The organism is Paenibacillus kribbensis, from assembly GCF_001705305.1.
In the GTDB taxonomy this organism is placed as follows: Bacteria; Bacillota; Bacilli; order Paenibacillales; family Paenibacillaceae; genus Paenibacillus; species Paenibacillus kribbensis_B.
The window spans coordinates 58,024-76,206 of sequence record NZ_MCBP01000018.1; the positions used below are offsets into that span (position 1 = coordinate 58,024).

13 protein-coding genes are annotated in these 18,183 nt (G+C 47.3%); 12 read left to right on the forward strand and 1 reads right to left on the reverse strand.

The features are described 5' to 3' along the window. Positions 1-62 precede the first annotated feature (62 nt). The 12 genes from BAZ21_RS24385 (at position 63) to BAZ21_RS24440 (ending at position 16,129) form a co-directional block, all read left to right on the forward strand. Positions 63-1,238: an MFS transporter gene (locus BAZ21_RS24385; RefSeq protein ID WP_068505484.1), complete on the forward strand. Its 1,176-nt coding sequence runs from the start codon at positions 63-65 to the stop codon at positions 1,236-1,238. A 405-nt stretch (positions 1,239-1,643) separates the two neighbouring features. Further along, complete coding sequence (locus tag BAZ21_RS24390; RefSeq protein ID WP_176718213.1) at positions 1,644-2,654, forward strand: ABC transporter permease; 1,011 nt, start codon at positions 1,644-1,646, stop codon at positions 2,652-2,654. 34 nt (positions 2,655-2,688) lie between these two features. Then, positions 2,689-3,597 (forward strand): ABC transporter permease, encoded by a 909-nt coding sequence (locus BAZ21_RS24395; protein WP_068505485.1) that lies wholly within the window; start codon positions 2,689-2,691, stop codon positions 3,595-3,597. Between the two features lie 33 nt (positions 3,598-3,630). Then, complete coding sequence (locus tag BAZ21_RS24400; protein ID WP_068505486.1) at positions 3,631-5,223, forward strand: ABC transporter substrate-binding protein; 1,593 nt, start codon at positions 3,631-3,633, stop codon at positions 5,221-5,223. Positions 5,224-5,363: 140 nt separating this feature from the next. Then, a complete protein-coding gene (locus BAZ21_RS24405) occupies positions 5,364-6,635 on the forward strand; it encodes a M20 family metallopeptidase (protein WP_068505487.1) in 1,272 nt (423 codons plus the stop codon). 13 nt (positions 6,636-6,648) lie between these two features. Continuing rightward, positions 6,649-7,584, forward strand: coding sequence for a DUF1177 domain-containing protein (locus BAZ21_RS24410; RefSeq protein WP_068505488.1), 936 nt, complete (start codon positions 6,649-6,651; stop codon positions 7,582-7,584). Between the two features lie 60 nt (positions 7,585-7,644). Then, the gene (locus BAZ21_RS24415; RefSeq protein ID WP_068505522.1) at positions 7,645-8,634 is read left to right on the forward strand and encodes an ABC transporter ATP-binding protein; all 990 of its coding nucleotides are present in this window, start codon (positions 7,645-7,647) and stop codon (positions 8,632-8,634) included. Next, positions 8,618-9,619 (forward strand): ABC transporter ATP-binding protein, encoded by a 1,002-nt coding sequence (locus BAZ21_RS24420; RefSeq protein ID WP_068505489.1) that lies wholly within the window; start codon positions 8,618-8,620, stop codon positions 9,617-9,619. The genes BAZ21_RS24415 and BAZ21_RS24420 overlap by 17 nt, the downstream gene beginning before the upstream one ends. A 282-nt stretch (positions 9,620-9,901) precedes the next feature. Next, a complete protein-coding gene (locus tag BAZ21_RS24425) occupies positions 9,902-12,682 on the forward strand; it encodes an alpha-L-rhamnosidase (RefSeq protein WP_068505490.1) in 2,781 nt (926 codons plus the stop codon). A gap of 28 nt (positions 12,683-12,710) precedes the next feature. Continuing rightward, positions 12,711-13,904 (forward strand): MFS transporter, encoded by a 1,194-nt coding sequence (locus BAZ21_RS24430; RefSeq protein WP_068505491.1) that lies wholly within the window; start codon positions 12,711-12,713, stop codon positions 13,902-13,904. Between the two features lie 86 nt (positions 13,905-13,990). Then, positions 13,991-14,989: an AraC family transcriptional regulator gene (locus BAZ21_RS24435; RefSeq protein ID WP_068505492.1), complete on the forward strand. Its 999-nt coding sequence runs from the start codon at positions 13,991-13,993 to the stop codon at positions 14,987-14,989. Between the two features lie 132 nt (positions 14,990-15,121). Next, positions 15,122-16,129 (forward strand): phosphotransferase enzyme family protein, encoded by a 1,008-nt coding sequence (locus tag BAZ21_RS24440; RefSeq protein ID WP_068505493.1) that lies wholly within the window; start codon positions 15,122-15,124, stop codon positions 16,127-16,129. A gap of 68 nt (positions 16,130-16,197) precedes the next feature. On the opposite strand, the gene BAZ21_RS24445 is transcribed toward BAZ21_RS24440, so the two are convergent. Then, on the reverse strand, positions 16,198-18,084 hold the full coding sequence (locus BAZ21_RS24445) for an ABC transporter substrate-binding protein (RefSeq protein ID WP_068505494.1): 1,887 nt from the start codon (positions 18,082-18,084) through the stop codon (positions 16,198-16,200). Positions 18,085-18,183 lie beyond the last annotated feature (99 nt).

The following is an 18,183-nucleotide window of genomic DNA, read 5'->3' on the forward strand; positions in this document are numbered from 1 at the left end:
CTTGTGATATGCCCCGTATACTTCTGCATAAAGAGATATTGAATGCAGAGGAGTGCATGAGGATGAATAGAATCAAAGGGAGTATCTTTTTCAGTGTATTTGTGGCTATGTTGGGGTTAATGCTGATTGCTCCGATCATGCCGCCCCTTATCCGTGAATTGGGCTTAAGAGAAAGCCACTCCGGAATAATTATATCGCTTGGCTCCATAACGATGGCCTTAATGGCTCCAGTATGGGGAAATCTGAGTGATGCAAAAGGGCGCAAGCCTGTGATCCTGCTTGGTTTCATAGGGATGTGTGTAAGCTGCTTGCTGTTTACGCTTACTCTTTTTGGTGGATTACATGGATGGCTCAATGGTGGGCTGCTCTTAGCTCTGCTGATTGTTACACGTGGATTGATAGGAGGCTTTATCCCGGCGGTACTGTCATCGTCCCAAGCCTATATGGGGGATGTAACGGAGGGAGAAGAGCGTGGAAGTGGTATGGCTATTATTAGTGCAGCTAATGGGCTTGGGTTGGTATTCGGCCCTGCTATTGCAGGTGCCTTTACTTTGATCGGGCTTCTATGGCCCTTATATTTTGGAATTGTCATTGCCGCTGTTGCATTCGTGGTGTCTCTGCTGGCGATTCCGGCTGCCAAACCCGTTATTCAGCAAAAACCAGCTCGGATTAACCCTTTCCAGCCTGGCCTAAGAATATATTTGCTTGCAGGCTTGGTTACGATGATTAGCATTGTGACTATTCAGGTTATAGGTGGTTTTTATTTTCAAGATCAATTAGGCCTTACATCCGAAGAAACGGCAAGAGTAGTTTCTTTTGGGCTCATGTTTTCCGGGGCAGCGATGCTGATTGTGCAGATTATCCAGATGAAATGGCTTAAATGGCAGCCGAAACTGATGATTTTGCTTGGTTCTCTGTTCCTGATTACTGGCATGGGAATATTTCTGATTTCAACCAGCTTGGTCGTTTACTATGCAGCGTTCTTTATGTTCGGTGTGAGTACAGGCTTGCTGATGCCCGGATTTATGGCTGGTGCTTCTCTTTCGGTCAGTAAGGAACAGCAAGGGGGAGCCGCAGGTCTGGTAGCAGCGGTACAGGGAATTTCCGCGATCATTGCTCCTATTTTGACGACCACCCTGTATCGGGTAGACAAATATATTCCCTTTGTGCTTATAGCGGTTTTGGTAGCTGCTATGGCTATCATGATGTTGGGGGAAGAAAAGGAAAAGGTACAATAAGCTACAAGAAATATCAGGAAAATCATCAAGAAGTGGAATGAGAAATTGAACATGATTTCAATCTGATGTGTATGCCTGTTTTGGCATTGTATAGAGAAGAGAAGAGAAGGCAAAGGCCCTTTGTCCTGTTGGATGAAGGGCCTTTGTGCATTTTATATACAATAATATGCTAATGCGGTACTGCTTTACTGTAATATTGTCATGTTTTTGATTTTTTTCATTAATACATAACATTTAAATAACATGATGAGTTGCTTTAGTGCGCGAACGACAAAATTCGTCACTATTTTTAGCTGTTCAGGACGTAGGCACTTGGTCTGTTCCCTAGTACAATGATTCAAAATAACAACAAATGAAAAGAAACGTGACAGGAAGAAAGGGATTAAGAGCAAAGGGGGACAGGCTGTGGCCGTTTACACACTACGTAGATTGATTCAAATGATTCCGGCACTGCTTGGTATTGTCGTCATCACATTCATGATCTCAAGAGTGCTTCCGGGTGATCCTGCCGTGATGCTTGCGGGGGAACAGGCTACACCTGAGACGATTGAAAATATTCGCAGCAGCATGGGACTGGATCAGCCCAAGTACATTCAATTCTTTCATTATGTAGTCGGATTGTTCCATGGTGACCTGGGTCAGGCTTATCACACCGGACAATCGGTGGCAAGTGACTTTGCTACTCGGTTTCCGGCAACCATCGAGCTGGCATTGGCAAGCTTGATCATTGCGGTTCTGGTGGCGATCCCGATCGGCATCTTGGCGGCGACCCGAAAAGAATCGATAGTTGACCACATTTCACGTGTGTTTTCCTTAATCGGTGCATGTATGCCTATCTTCTGGATCGGACTGTTGTTCATTTATATTTTTTATGCCAAATGGGGGATAGCTCCTGCGCCAATGGGACGGATTAGCGGTGACATCAATCCTCCCACGCACATTACGGGGTTTTATGTGCTCGATAGCTTGATGACGGGAGATTTTGTAGCTCTAAAAAGCAGCTTATCCCATTTGCTTCTGCCTGCAATCTGTCTCAGCACAGGCACCATGGCGATTGTAGCACGGATGATGCGTTCCAGCATGCTGGAGGTTATCGGTCAGGATTTTGTCCGTACAGCCAGGGCTAAGGGCTTGCGTGAGGGGGTTGTCATTTACAAGCATGCACTCATTAATGCTTTTATTCCAACGCTTACCGTACTTGGTTTGCAGGTTGGGTACCTGATTGGTGGAGCGGTTATTACCGAAACGATCTTTACCTGGCCAGGAGTGGGCAGCTATGTGACGGATTCCATTTTGGCGGCTGACTACGCACCGATTCAAGCATTTACCCTCGTAAGTGCGCTGATTTACAGCTTTATCAACCTCGGAGTTGATCTGATTTACGGACTAATTGATCCACGTATCCGGTACGAGTGATAGCACGAAGCACAAAAGTAGGGGAGGTACTCGGATGAGCACTGCAAGTGATTTGGCGGCAAAAGCGGCTGTGCCTCAGCCCAACACAGCCGCTATACCGAAAAGAAAGACCTTTTGGCGTTTGTTGTTTGGCAACAAGCTCGCTCTAATCGGATTTATCTTTATTGTGGGATGGACGCTCGTCGCCGTCCTCTCATCATGGATCGTTCCACATGATCCTTATGTAACCGACCCGGCGAACAAACTGTTGCCGCCAAGTGCGGAGCATTGGTTTGGAACCGATAATTACGGACGTGACATTCTCGGCCGTGTGATTTACGGGGCGAGAATCAGTATTTGGACGGGGATGATCGCCGTGTCGATCTCGTTTATCATCGGCGTACCGCTTGGAGCAGTAGCCGGGTTCTATGGCGGTCGGATGGGCAGTCTTATTATGCGCTGTATGGATATCCTGCTTGCTTTCCCTTCGCTGGTGCTCGCCATGGCAATTGCCGCAGCCATGGGACCAGGACTGATGAGTGCACTTATCGCCGTGGGTATTGTGGGTATCCCCGAATTCGCCAGACTGATTCACGGACAAACCATCTCTCTTCGGGAGAAGGAGTTTGTGGAGGCCAGCCGGGCGATCGGTGTAACGAACGGAACGATCTTGTTTCGCCACATTCTGCCGAATGCACTTGCTCCGCTGCTTGTGAATGCAACCCTTGGAATGGGCTTTGCCATTCTGACCTCTGCCAGTCTCAGCTTCTTGGGACTTGGCGTCAAGCCCCCGATTGCTGAGTGGGGAGCGATGATTTCAGAAGGACGGGCGTATATCATTTCCGGTGAGTGGTGGATTGTAACCTTCCCGGGTCTTGGAATTGCGACAGCTATTTTGGGCTTCAATTTGCTTGGAGACGGTTTGCGGGATGTTCTTGATCCTAGACTGCGCTCTAGCAAATAAAATAATAGATTATCAAAGGGGAGAACGTAAGCCATGTTGAAAAAAAGTCTTTCTCTAATTGTCGTCTTGTCTACATTGCTTTGGACGGCAGGATGCGCAAGCAATGCCAATAGCCCGTCCGCTTCATCCGGCGAAAAAGGCGCAGAAGCTTCGGCCCCGCCCAAGGCGATTACGCTTGCCTACTCGGAGGGTGGGTCGACCATGGACCCTGCTGAAGCAAGTGATCTTACATCCGATACACTTGTGCTTGCGCTCTATGACCAGCTTGTGACCTACGGCAAAAAGTCTACGGACAGCGGTGAAGTCGCAGATACGGAGACGATCAAGCCCATGCTGGCTGAGAAATGGGATGTTTCCGCTGATAACATGACTTATACAATGCATCTGCGTAAAGACGTTAAATTCCAAAGCGGCAACCCGCTGACCGCCAACTCTGTGTTGTATTCCTTTGAGCGGCTCAAAAATTCCGATTCCGGCAGCTTTCTTTACGGCATGAGCTCTATCAAAAACGCTACTGCGCCGGATGAGCACACTGTTGTCATTACCTTATCCCAGCCTAATCATATGTTCCTGCAAATTCTGTCCTTGTACAACTTCTCCATCGTGGATGACGTGCTTGTCAAGGAAAAGGGCGATGGCGACTATTTGAAAACAAATGCAGCAGGCTCTGGTCCGTTCAAGCTTGAAAAATGGGACCCGGCGACAGAAGCCGTCTTTAATGGCAATACCAGCTACTGGCAAGGTGCGCCAAGTCTGAGCAAAGTAACGATGAAATTTACCAAGGAAGCCTCCAACCGTGTGCTCCTGCTGGATAAAGGCGATGTCGACATGGCCATTGAAATTCCTGCCAAGGACGTTGCGAAGCTGGAAACGAACGCTGATCTGAAGGTTCAATCCAACGCAAGTAACCGGATTTTGTATTTTGCCATGAACAACAAAATAAAGCCTTTTAATAACCCAAAAGTGCGTCAGGCGATCTCTTATGCCATTCCTTACGACCAGTTAATCGACGATGTCATGTACGGTCAAGCAAAGCAAATGAAGAGCTCTGTAGCGAGTAACACGCCTGGCTACACCGATGCAGGCTACAGCTATAAGCATGATCTGAACAAAGCAAAACAGTTGCTAGCTGAAGCAGGCTACCCGAATGGCTTTAGCTTTGATTTGACCCTGGGCTCCGGCTTCCAGGACTGGGCGGATGACGCCGTGTTGATTCAAGCTGAACTTGCCAAAATCGGTGTAAAGATGAACGTTGTCAACGTTGCTCGTGCACAATTTCTTGAACAACAAAGAGAAGGCAATCTGACATCATACATCTCCAAATGGACCTCCTTCGTCAATGACCCAGGCTACCATCTTGGCTTCCTGATGTACAGCGGCGGTTCCTCGAACTATATGCATTACGCCAATCCGGAAGTGGATAAGCTGTGGGAGCAAGCAGGCAAGGAGCAGGATGCCAATAAACGAAAAGAACTGTATGGCAAAGCGCAAGAGCTTATCAATCAAGATTCCCCTTGGGCGTACCTGTATGAATACAATCGGGTTGTTGGCATGAGCAAAGGCATCACGGGATATGTGTACTACCCGGATGAAGTCATTCGATTCTATTCATTGAATAAAGAGTAAGTTGTTCATCTTACCTGGATGCCTTCGGTTGACTACAGCCGAAGGCTATCATTTTACATCTGAGGCAGGCTGCTGTTTCGGTATGGAAGCTGTAGATGACTACACTACATGGAATGAAAAAACGAAGGAGATGGAATGAAATGACAGATTGGAAAGCGTTAGTCCTTGATGAAATAGATAAACGGCAGGATGAACTGCTGGAGCTTTGCTCGCGGTTGATTCAGTTTCCTTCGGAAAATCCTCCAGGTGATTCACGTGAAATCAGCCAGTTTATTATGGACTACCTTAAAGAAGCGGGGATTGAAACAACTGTACATGAATCCGGGCCGAATATGTGGAATCTCATTTCCGATTATGGTGCTGCAACAACGGATGGAAAAAAGCTGATTTTCTGTGGACATACAGACGTTGTACCGGCAGGGGATCTTACCCGCTGGGACTTCGATCCGTTCTGCGGCGAAATTCGTGACGGCTATCTGCTTGGCCGCGGCGCTTCGGATATGAAAGCCGGACTGGCTGGATTGATATTTACCGTTGCGCTGTTTTCCAAGCTTGGCGTACCGCTCGAAGGGGCATTGTCGCTGCTTGTAGTTCCAGACGAAGAGACCGGGGGACATCTTGGTGTGCCTTGGGTGCTGGAAAGAAAGCTGATTGAAGGAACGGCTGCTGTGATCGCAGAGCCCTCGGGTCCGCAAAACCCGACCATCGGCCAAAAAGGAAGCTGCTGGTTTGAATTTACCGTTGAAGGCACGCCAGGTCACGGCAGTCTGCAGCCGATTGCAGGTGAAAGTGCTATTTTGAAGGCGGCAAAAGGGATTGAAGCTCTGCAGCAACTGTGGGACATCAAGCCGGACATTCCGGAGGAAGTCAAAGAGATCATTGAAATTTCCAAACGTTATGCAAGCGAACGGGAAAACCCGAGCTATGGACAAGCGTTTGATCATGTAACAGTGAACATTGGTACGATCCAGGGGGGCACCAAAGTCAATGTGGTTGCCGACCGTTGCACTGTACAAGTGGATTCCCGTGTTCCATTTGGCGTAGATTACCGGGATGTACTGGCGAAAGCGAAGGAATTGCTTGCAAGTGTAGGCATTGATGCTGAACCCAAGCAGTTCGGATTTTACGGCAATGCTAACTGGACCCCGCCAACCGAACCGATTGTGCATGAACTCGTGGAATCTATCGCTGAGGTCAGCGGTAAAGAAGCCTATGGCGTACTGCAATGGGCGACCAGCGATGCACGTGCGTTCCGCAAGTATAATATCCCGGTATTGCAATACGGGCCTGCCGAGCTGCGGACCATTCATAACTTTAATGAAAAGGCTCCGGTATGGCAGATCATTCAATCTGCGAAAGTATACGCTTTGACGGCGCTTAAATATTTGAAAACAACACAAAAAGAAGCATAAGGGGATCTGCCGCATGATGAAACAAGTATATGAAGTCTATGAACTTTTGGATAGCCCGTCTGCCAGCGGGGCAGAAGTCAAAGCTTACCTGGAACAGCTGGGTCAAGCGGAGATCACGGTTTCAACCGTGCAAGGTGACAAGGGCTCTACGGATTTTATTAAAATCGTCATTGCCGGGAAGAACGGTCGCATTCAGGGAGGGGATTCTCCAACTCTGGGCGTAGTTGGCCGCCTTGGCGGGCTTGGAGCCAGACCGGAAATGATCGGATTTGTATCGGATGGTGATGGAGCAGCAGCGGCAATTTCGGCGGCAGCCAAGCTTTTGTCTATGCAGTCTAAAGGAGATGTGCTTGACGGAGACGTGATCATCTGTACACATATTTGCCCGGATGCACCCACTCAGCCCCATGATCCGGTTCCATTTATGGATTCACCCGTAGATATTTTGACGATGAACAAATATGAAGTGACTCCCGAAATGGAAGCGATCCTGTCGATAGATACGACCAAAGGGAACCGCGTTATCAATCATAAAGGTATTGCCATTTCCCCGACGGTACGTGAAGGCTATGTGCTGCGGATCAGTGAAGACCTTGTCGATATTGCCCAGAACGTAACCGGCGAGCCGTGTGTCACTTTTGCTGTAACGACGCAGGATATCACGCCTTATGGCAACGATCTGTACCATATAAACAGCATTTTGCAGCCAGCGGTAGCAACATCTGCTCCGGTGGTTGGTGTAGCCATTACGGCCGCTGCTCCCGTGCCAGGCAGTGCGACGGGTGCCAGCCACGAAGGCGATATTGCGCTGGCGGCCAAGTTTGCTGTCGAGACAGCCAAGGCCTATGGTCGTGGACAATGCTCTTTTCATTCGGAAAAAGAGTATCAGCATATTACAAAATTGTATGGCAGCATGAAGCATCTGCAAACGATGGGCAAGTCCGAATAAGCTTGTTCTCTTGGATAAATAACGTGAAGGTTCATGATGGTCAAGGAGGAGGAAGAAGGCATGGCACAACTGCTTGAAGTAACCAATCTGCGGACGGAGTTCAAGACGGCGGCCGGAACCATCCGGGCCGTGGACGGCGTCGATCTGTCGGTTGGCAAAGGGGAAACACTCGGAATCGTTGGGGAGTCCGGGTGTGGCAAGAGCATTACCTCCCTTTCCATTATGCAGCTCCTCCCCAAAGGACTTGGGAAAGTAGCCGCTGGTGAAGTAAGGTTTAACGGTGAAAACATGCTGGAATTTTCAGAGCGGAAAATGCGTTCGATTCGTGGCAACGAGATGGCCATGATTTTTCAGGAGCCCATGACTTCGCTGAATCCCGTGTTCAAAATCGGCAAGCAGATTGCGGAGTCTGCCAGATACCATCATGGTGTAAGTAAACAGAAGGCGAAAGCGATGGCCGTGGAAATGCTGACGAAGGTGGGTATCCCGCGTCCAGAGAAGGTAGCCGTTTCTTATCCGCATGAGCTCTCAGGTGGTATGCGCCAACGGGTTATGATCGCAATGGCAATGATTTGCAATCCGAAGTTGCTGATCGCAGATGAGCCGACAACGGCACTCGATGTAACCATTCAAGCGCAAATTCTTGATTTGATGCGTGAGCTGCAGAAGTCAGAAGGAACTTCTATTCTGATGATTACCCATGATCTTGGTGTTGTTGCTGAGATGTGTGATCGGGTCGTAATTATGTACGCTGGACAAGTCGTGGAAGAAACGGATGTCAAAACGCTTTTTAAAGCTCCCAAGCATCCGTATACACAGAGCCTGTTAGCCTCATTGCCACAATTGAACAGTGATCAGGAGCGTCTGGCTTCCATTCCGGGCCAGGTTCCTAACCCGCTCGATATGCCAAAAGGCTGCCGTTTTGCACCACGCTGTCAGTTTGCCAAGGAAATTTGCCTTGCAGAGGCCCCGGGGCTTGTGGAAGTGGAGCCTGGGCACAAAAGCCGCTGCTTGTTACAGCAGGAGGGATATCATGAGTACACTGCTTGAAATACGTAATTTGAAAAAACACTATCCGATCAAAAAAGGACTTTTTTCCAAGCAAGTGGGAGCAGTCAAAGCGGTGGATGGTATTAACCTGACTGTACAGCAGGGTGAAACCCTGGCAATCGTGGGAGAATCCGGCTGTGGCAAATCCACAACCGGACGGGCCATTCTCAGATTGATCGAACCAACCGATGGAGAGATTCTGTTTAACGGCACGGATATACGGAAGCTGAATACAGAACAGCTGCGCAAATTCAGAACGGATATGCAAATGGTGTTTCAAGATCCGTTTGCTTCGCTTGATCCCAGGTGGACGGTGCAGCAGGTGCTGGAAGAACCGCTCATCACGCATGAAAAATTGAGCAAAGAACAGCTCAAAGAGCGTGTGGAAGAGCTGCTCGAAGTGGTCGGCTTGTCTCCTTATCACGCTCATCGTTACCCGCATGAGTTCTCGGGCGGTCAACGCCAGCGGATCGGGATTGCACGGGCACTGGCGCTTCATCCCAAATTTATCGTGTGTGACGAGCCAGTCTCGGCCCTCGATGTGTCCATCCAGGCGCAGGTGCTCAATCTGATGAAGGACCTGCAAAAGAAATATGACCTAACGTACATGTTCATTTCCCATGATTTGTCGGTCGTCAAATTTATCAGCGACCGTGTTGGTGTGATGTACCTAGGCAAGCTGGTCGAGCTTGCACCGACCCAGGAAGTGTTCAAGGAGCCGCTGCATCCGTATACGAAGGCGTTAATGTCTGCGGTACCTGTAGCTGATCCGGAAGCCGAGCGTGAGCGGATTGTGCTCAAGGGCGATGTGCCCAGCCCGGAAAATCCGCCAAGCGGCTGTGCATTTCATAACCGCTGCCCGGCAGCCATGGATATTTGCAGCAAAGTACAGCCGATCTTTGCCGAAGCCGCACCAGGTCGGCAGGTAGCCTGTCACCTGTATCCGACCTCTACGCCGGAACAGGCAATAGCTGGACAGGCATAAGCTGGCTGAAAAAGAATAGAGAATAGATAGGCCTTCCTTCTCGAAAGAATCAAGCCTGAATCCGCCCCCAACGGATTCAGGTTTTTTTTAATGGATGTAGCTATCTTGTCAATGTACATATTTATCCAATAAATCCATTTTAAGATTCGATATCAGGATTGGAATTTCAACACCTGTAAATCAAGCATACAACATGCAGGGATACAACATTGCGCATAGTCTATGGAAGCGTTTTAATTTGAGTATGGAAATACAAAAGAAGACCTCAGGGAGGACATAAGAATGCTAAAAGTGAAAGCGCTTAGATGCGAACATTTAAATAATCCGATTGGGCTGGGCTGTCTAAAGCCGCGGTTAAGTTGGCAGATCGAATCTGAAAAAATGTATGTTTCCCAAAAAAGGTTCCAGTTGCAGGTATCCATAAATCCCACTTTTGAACCGCTGCTCTGGAATCATTTTTCCTATTCGGATCAATCCATTCTGTTTCCATATGAAGGCCCTCCACTGGAATCAGGACAAAGATATTATTATCGGGTAAAAGTATGGGCTCAGGGAGCGGGTGACACCGAACCGGAGGAATCGGAATGGAGTGAGTCCGGCTTTTGGGAGATGGGACTGCTTTATGAGCAGGACTGGAAGGCACAATGGATCACCGTGAAGGAGCGGAGCATCCATGAACAGTTTCAGACAAGAGCTCCTTTTGCCGCCTCCAAGTGTTTTTCGGTTGAGGGAAAAGTGGAAAAAGCAGTCATTTATGCTACAAGCCTTGGTCTGTATGAACTGGAGTTAAATGGACAAAGAGTGGGCGATGCCTACTTTACCCCGGGATGGACGGATTATAACGATCGTGTCCAGGTGCAAGCTTATGACGTGACTTCTACCCTTCGGGAGCAGCATAATCGAATCACAGCAACGGTGGGAGAAGGCTGGTATAGCGGTTATCTGGGCTGGCAGAAGCGCAAGGACACCTACGGGAACACGAATGCATTGTTATTTCAAATGAAGATTAGCTATGAAGATGGCCGTTCTGAAGTCATTTGCTCTGATTCTTCCTGGGAGGAAGCGAATTGTGCCATTTTAATGTCGGATATTTATAACGGCGAAATCTATGATGCCCGACTTGAGCAGCAACAGGCAGCCGAACATAGCTCCTTGACCGAACGGAAAATGATGCAGGTCGTCCCATTCCCGTTAAGTCATCTGGTTGCTCAGGAGAACGAGCCTGTCCGTGTGATGAACCGATTGAAGCCTGCTGAACTCATTCGAACCCCCAAAGGTGAGCTTGTGCTTAACTTGGGTCAAAATATGGTAGGCTGGCTGGAATTTAAAGTTCAAGCCCCTGAAGGTACGGTTTTGAATCTGGTGCATGGTGAAGTGCTGGATCAGCAAGGGAACTTTTACAGAGACAACATTCGTGATGCAGCGCAGCAGATTACGTACATTTGCAGCGGGAAGGGGACGGAGATATTTCGGCCGCATTTCACTTTTCAGGGCTTTCAATATGTGAAGCTTGAGGGCTTTCCGGATAGCATTGCAATTGAAGATTTTACGGGTGTTGTTCTGCATTCGGACATGGAGACTGTTGGCTTGTTTGAGACATCCGATCCAAAGCTGAATCAACTCCAGCACAATATTGTGTGGGGGCAAAAGGGGAACTTCCTGGACGTGCCGACCGATTGCCCGCAGCGTGATGAGCGATTAGGCTGGACCGGCGATGCACAGATTTTTGCCAGAACGGCCAGCTTCAATATGAATGCGGCTTCCTTCTTCCGCAAGTGGCTGAAGGATCTGGCTTACAACCAGCTGGAAAATGGGGCAGTGCCTTTTGTAGTGCCGGATGTCCTCAAAGGAACCTTTGCCGATAATATGGACAAAACGACGGCAGCATGGGGAGACGCGGCGGTTATATGTCCATGGACCATTTATCAATGCTATGGAGATAAGCAAATTTTAGCTCAGCAGTATGACAGTATGAAAGCATGGGTGGATTATATCCGCGCCCAGGGGAACGAAGAATATCTTTGGGATACCGGTTTGCAGCTTGGGGACTGGCTGGCGCTGGATAGCGAGGAAGGAAGCTATTTTGGGGCGACGGACGGAACGCTGGTGGCAACTGCTTATTTTGCGTATTCGACTCATATTGTGGCACAGACGGCCAAACTGCTGAATCGCTATACCGATTACAACATATATAAAAGCTTGCATGAGGGGATTAAAATCGCTTTTGCGAACCGCTACTTCGATGACGCTGGCAAACTGACCTCCAATACCCAGACTGCACAGGTTGTGGCTTTGCACTTCGGATTGGTACCGGAAAAGCATAAAAAGCAAGTGATCCAGGAGCTCGTACGGCTCATAGAAAAAAATGATATGCATCTGGATACCGGCTTTGTGGGCACACCCTACCTATGCCTGGTTTTATCCGACAATGGCTATACGGATGTAGCTTATAAGATTTTATTTCAAAATGACTACCCTTCATGGCTCTATCAGGTTGAACGAGGGGCAACGACCATGTGGGAGCATTGGGACAGCATCAAAGTGGACGGCTCGTTCTGGAGTACCGATATGAACTCGTTCAATCACTATTCGTACGGATCAGTTGGAGACTTTATGTACCAGAATATTGCTGGAATCGATGTGCTTGAAGCGGGCTATAAAAAATCACGTTTAGCTCCCAAACCGCCTGCCAATCTTACTTCGGCCCACGGGAAATTGGAGACGCCATATGGTGCGCTTGAGGTCCATTGGAAAATCGTGAATGAAGAAATGCAGATGACGGTTCTCGTACCGCATAATACGACGGCCAAGATTACACTTCCGGGAGTGATGGAGCCGGATGCACTACAGCAGACAATTGCCATGCAATATCCGTCGATTCAGTATCCGCCTGGTGATGTGCCACAGGAGCTGGCCGGGAAGCTAGGTTCAACAGGGGAACAGGCGCTCTTCCAAAGGAGCGAAGATCATGAAATGACGTTTACGGTCGGTTCTGGACAGTATGCATTCCAGTACAGATACTACCAGGCTGCCCAGGTTCCTGCACATGCAACCAGAGGCTAAATAACATAGACTAGAGGGGAGAAGCTTGATGAATATTAGGAACAAAGTGTTGTTTAAAACGGCGTTGCTGTCCATTTCCTTAGTCCTGACATCAGCGAGTGCCATTTCGGCTGTCATACCGATGATGCTGAACCAATTATCAGGAGTTTCCAGCTCGCTGATTGAAAGCGTAGTTACGATTCCATCCTTCTCGATGATGCTGTTTGTGCTGTTGAGTGGTCCGATCTCTTCCCGATTGGGCAAAAAAAATACAGTCCTGCTAGGACTTTTGCTCGTGGTTATTGGCGGTATACTTCCTATGCTCACGACTAACATTACATGGATTCTCGCATTGCGTCTGGTGCTCGGTGCAGGTCTCGGGATGTTCAATTCGCTGGCTGTCAGCTTAATTAGCGATTTTTTTGAAGGGGACGAACGTGCCCAATTAGTAGGCTTTCAAAGCGCCGTTCAAGGGCTCGGAAGCAGCCTGGCTACCTTTGTGGCAGGACAGCTTGCCTTAATCGACTGGCAGTTCGCCTTTTTATGCTATGCGATCACCATTCCGATTGCACTGTTATTCTTTCTTGTCATTCCCGAACCAGAGCGTGGAGAGCCTGCGGTGAGTTCCACAGGAACGGGCCACAGGAGTGGAGGAGTATCCATACCTGTGCTCGGATTAGGGGCTGCACTTTTCCTGTTTATGACTTTTATTATGATTGTGTATACCAAAACAGGCATTATGATTGCTGAAAAGAGTATGCCCAATGCTGGTTTTCTAGGAACTGCGTTAACGCTGTTTTCCTTGTCAACCATGATTGCAGGCTTCTTGTTTGGTAGAATATATAAATGGTTTAGAAATTATGCTCCCTTTATCTCCAGTCTATTGACAGCAACAGGTTTTGTACTGCTGTGGTTTGCTCAGAATGTGACCATGGTTACTGTTGCCATGCTGATCATTGGCTTTAGTTTTGCGTTGTTTATTCCTTATATTTTTACCATACTAACCAAAATCGTGCCTAAAGGCAGTGAGACGTTATCCATTTCCATTGCGATGGTAGGCTCCAATTTGGGAGCGTTTGCTTCGCCTTATGTCATCAAGCTGGTTGGCATGATGTTTGGAAATGAAACCGCCTCATTTGCATTCCTCGTTTCTGCGATTGTATTTATGATTGCCGCACTCATCTGTCTGGGAATCGCTATTAGAGGAAAGGGAAGCAAATCTCAGGCGGCAGTCCATGGTTAATGGAAGTCATCCTATACAGGTAGTTTTTGCAACGGGCGGAGAACCGCCCGTTTTTCCACCATATAATGAAGGAGGAGTTAGTGTTCATGAACCTTCATGAGTTGGACCAGCTGCTGAGAACCAAAACGGAAATTGAGCTTTTACAACAACAAAACAATCAGGTGATTAACGACCTCTTCGAAGAATCGGAGGATGAACGATACTTTGATGTGAATCAGAATATGTATCGTATGCCTGCTTTGTTTTTCTTCGGAGAACATGATATTTATATTAGCAAGCACAATAGATATGCTCCGATGCTGGAGCATATGCATGAATTTATTGAATTAAACTATGTTTATTCAGGCAAGTGCAATCAAATCATAGCAGGCAAAGAAATTCAGCTTTGTGAAGGCCAGGTGTGTGTTCTGGATAAGGATGTGCCGCACAGCATCGCTCCTTTGGGAGAAGACGATATACTTATTAATATCTTGCTGCAAAGAGAAACGATTTCTTCCCTGTTCCTGCAACGGTTATCCAGGAAAAAAAGCCTGATTGGCGAATTTCTCGCCAACTCTGTCCTCCAGCATCAGCACCATAATCACTTTATTATTTTTGAGTCGCAGCATAATGAAAACCTTCAATATATACTGCGTAGAATCTTGATTGAATATTTTTCCAGGCAAGAAGATTCGATGGAATTGGTCAAGGCTTATTTGCAAATTGTTTTTGGAGAATTGGTCCGTGTATTGGAAAGCGAGCATAATATTCACTTAAACCAGCAGGAAAATAATATTACCTCTATTCTGAATTACATGGAAGAGCACTATCAGCATTTAAGCCTGCAGCAATTATCTAACCATTTTAATTACAATAGTACGTATTTAAGTAATAAGTTAAAAAAAGTAACCGGTCTTACTTACACTCAGCTTATTGCCGACATTAAACTCAATGCAGCCTATTCTCTGGTTGTGAATACCAGCCTACCGTTCGAAATGATATTTAAGCAGGTTGGATATAACAGCATGAGTTTTTTCTATAAAAAATTTAAAACGGCGTATGGTGCCACTCCGCAAAATATCCGAAACAAACAGTTGAGGAAATGAAGGATATACAAGGACGTCCAATTCTAACGGGCGTCTATATTTGTTATAATAGCTGCAAATTCATAAGCTCAAGGCTGATGAAATGATAGGCTGCGGGATACCTTTGTCTCCTGCAAAAGGGAGGATACATTCTTGGAAGCGGTACTAAGACGGCACTGGCCGGCGTGGAACGGGACGTTGCAGAAACGAACCGGGGGTTGGAATAATACGACGTATTTTGTTAAGGGTAATGGCCGAAGCGGGGTGCTGCGCGTCTACGATACACACAGGGATAGGGACAAAATTGAATTTGAGCATGCGGTTTTGCAGGCGCTGAGTAAGCATTCTCTGTCATTCAGTGTACCGATGCCAATGCGAACGGTCACGGGAGAGACCGTCGTTCAGCTGGAGAAGGAAGGCGGCAAATATGTCTGTCTGTTCGACTACATCGAAGGCAAATCACCACTGGAGCAGGATTCAAGCTTTGCTTATTCTTTTGGCGAGGTTACGGGGGAATTATCTGCTGTGCTTGCGACATTCAAGCTTGAACTGGCTCCAGTCTACCGACCGTATTACGCCTTGCAGCAATCCTATCCATTGTGCAACCAAGAGATCGTTCGAGAGGTTTGCCTAAATCCGCCTGAGCCTCTGAAAGCTTTGCAGGAAGAACTGCGATTGATAGGAAAAGTATATGAAGAGATTACAGATTCACTTCATGCAATGGAAGAATTGCCGCATCAGCTTGTACATGGGGACTTGAACGCTTCCAATTTGTTAGTAAAGGATTCCGATCATAGCCAGGTGGCTGCACTGCTTGATTTTGAATTTTGTACGCTGGACGTTCGGGTCATGGAACCAGCGGTCATCTTATCAGGTTTTTTGGGACAACCGGAGGAGACGCAGGCAGTTCGGGATTTTTGCCAGGGCTTTAGCCGCCGAGTTCACCTGTCCTCCGACGAGATTGATGCTTTACCTGTATTGATGCTGCTCAGGAAGGTAGACGTGTTTCTCCATTTTTTGAGTCGCTTTCTGGAAGGGACGGATCAGCCACATGTGCTACAAGAGCAGGTCAAGCAGGTCTCTGCCGACTTGCTGCAATTGTCTGACAGAGGTAGCTGGATTCAGGAGGAGCTGGTCCTCGCAGGAATGGCACCAAGTTAAAACCGTACTGCCCGTAAGGGGGAAAGATCATGCATACGTTAACGGTTGCTGAACTGGTGGATCATATCTTATGGCTGAATTTGAGATATTTGTTCCATCAACGAATCGACAGCCTCGTCCACTAGAAAGGGACCATAGTTCCATTTATCCCGAGAGACATTAATAATGTGATTACGTTTCACAGCAGGAATCGTTTGGTACACAGGTTCACTGAACAGCTTCATGGTTTGTTCCAGCTCTTGATCGGTCATTTGCGTAAAGAAATAGTCAGCCGGACGATGAACCAGAGCCTCCATGGACAGAGCAGTACCACCATCGGCATAGGGTTTGAATTGCTCAGGCATTTGGAACCCAAAATCCTGGTAGATCAATTTGCCGAGTGTGCCGCCCTCACCTCCAAGCAGTACCTCTCCCTTGTGAATAATGAAAGATATCGCGGTAGTATCTGCTTTAATAGGGATGTGAGTTTGTGCTCGAATGCCCTGCAATTTTTTCTCGAACTTGGCAATCCAGGCTTCTGCTTCCTTATTCCGATTCATAATATCACCAAAGGTCCGCAATGTATCCACCACGTCTGGATCACCGCCCCATGCTACTGCAATCGTTGGGGCGATTTTTTGATATTGCTCGTAGGTTGCTTTGTCGTGGAAGTCCGGCAGTATAATCAAATCCGGGCCTAAGGCGGAGATGGCCTCCACATTTCCCGTTCCTTTCCCTATGCTTTGGACATCGGCCATCTTGTCCGGATACAGATCAAGCACTTCCTGATTGGCGCCAATCGGTTGCAGGCCTAATGGAAGCAAATAACCGCCGTATGTAATAACCACTGCCTTTTTGGGTTGAACAGGTATTTCTATTTGCCGACCCAGTGCATCTGTATACGTTCTTGTTTCAAGGGGCTTCACCACGTCACTCGAACCGCTGCAAGCTGCCAGCAGCAGGGCCAGACTGAACAAAAGAGTAACGGCAAAGGCAGGCTTAAAGCTAACATTCATATCATCCACTCTCCAAGCATCATGTTGATAATGATTATCATTGTTATCAATATCATTAATATAACTTTGTCCTGATCGGGGAGCAATGAATGATTTGAGTGTAAAATTTGCATTTGTTGAACCTTTTAAAATGAAGCTATGCATTTTAAATTGTGTAGGCGTTTCGCCAGTCAGCTTTTTGAAAAGTCGACTAAAATAATAAAAGTTGGTATACCCAACACTTTCAGCAACATCTCTAATGGAAGCATCTGTTTCAGCCAATAAGGATTTGGCTCTGTTGATACGGGTGCGAACGACATATTCGATCGGGCTGCATTCATATTTGCGCTTAAACACTTTTACGAGATAGTGGGTACTGTAATGAAACTGTTTCGCCATTGTCTCCATGGCTATTGGTTTTTGGAAATGCGCTTGAATATACTGAGCTATTTGTGTAGCCAGATCCGGCTCGGATATTTTGACCTCCTTCATCTGCAATTGACGAAACTGTTCATGTACGAACTGATAGAACAATCCATTCACTTGTAGTTTATCCAGCTCATTTCTCTTGGCCCACTGATTATTCATTTGCTCGACAAGCGATATCAGGGGGAGCGGATAAAGGGCCTGAAACGCATATTGCTGTCTAAATAAAACCATAGGATCTTCTTGTTTATGTGAAGGTTGATCCGCTTGCTTTTGAACGGGCTTGTATAAAATGAGGTAATATTCAAACGGGTGGTTTAAGCACCAGATGTTAAGATTTGCTCCTTTTCCGCCGTGAAGAACCTGAAACCTGGCTGATGAGGTTTCGATTTCATCAAGCATCAATCTGGCTTCTCCTTGACGGGCCAATAGAAATCCGCTTGAAGGCAGGGAATAGTCACTCAGTTTCTCTCCGGGCTTCATCGTAAAATGACGAATATCCAGCACTTTAACTGGCGTTTGGTTCCATAATCTGATCGTTTCCAGCCACTTCATACATACACCTCAAAATAATATAAATTAACCCATTCATAGCGATAGGCTATTAAAAATTGATTATACTACATAATTCGAACGTGTATCAGATAGCAGGTT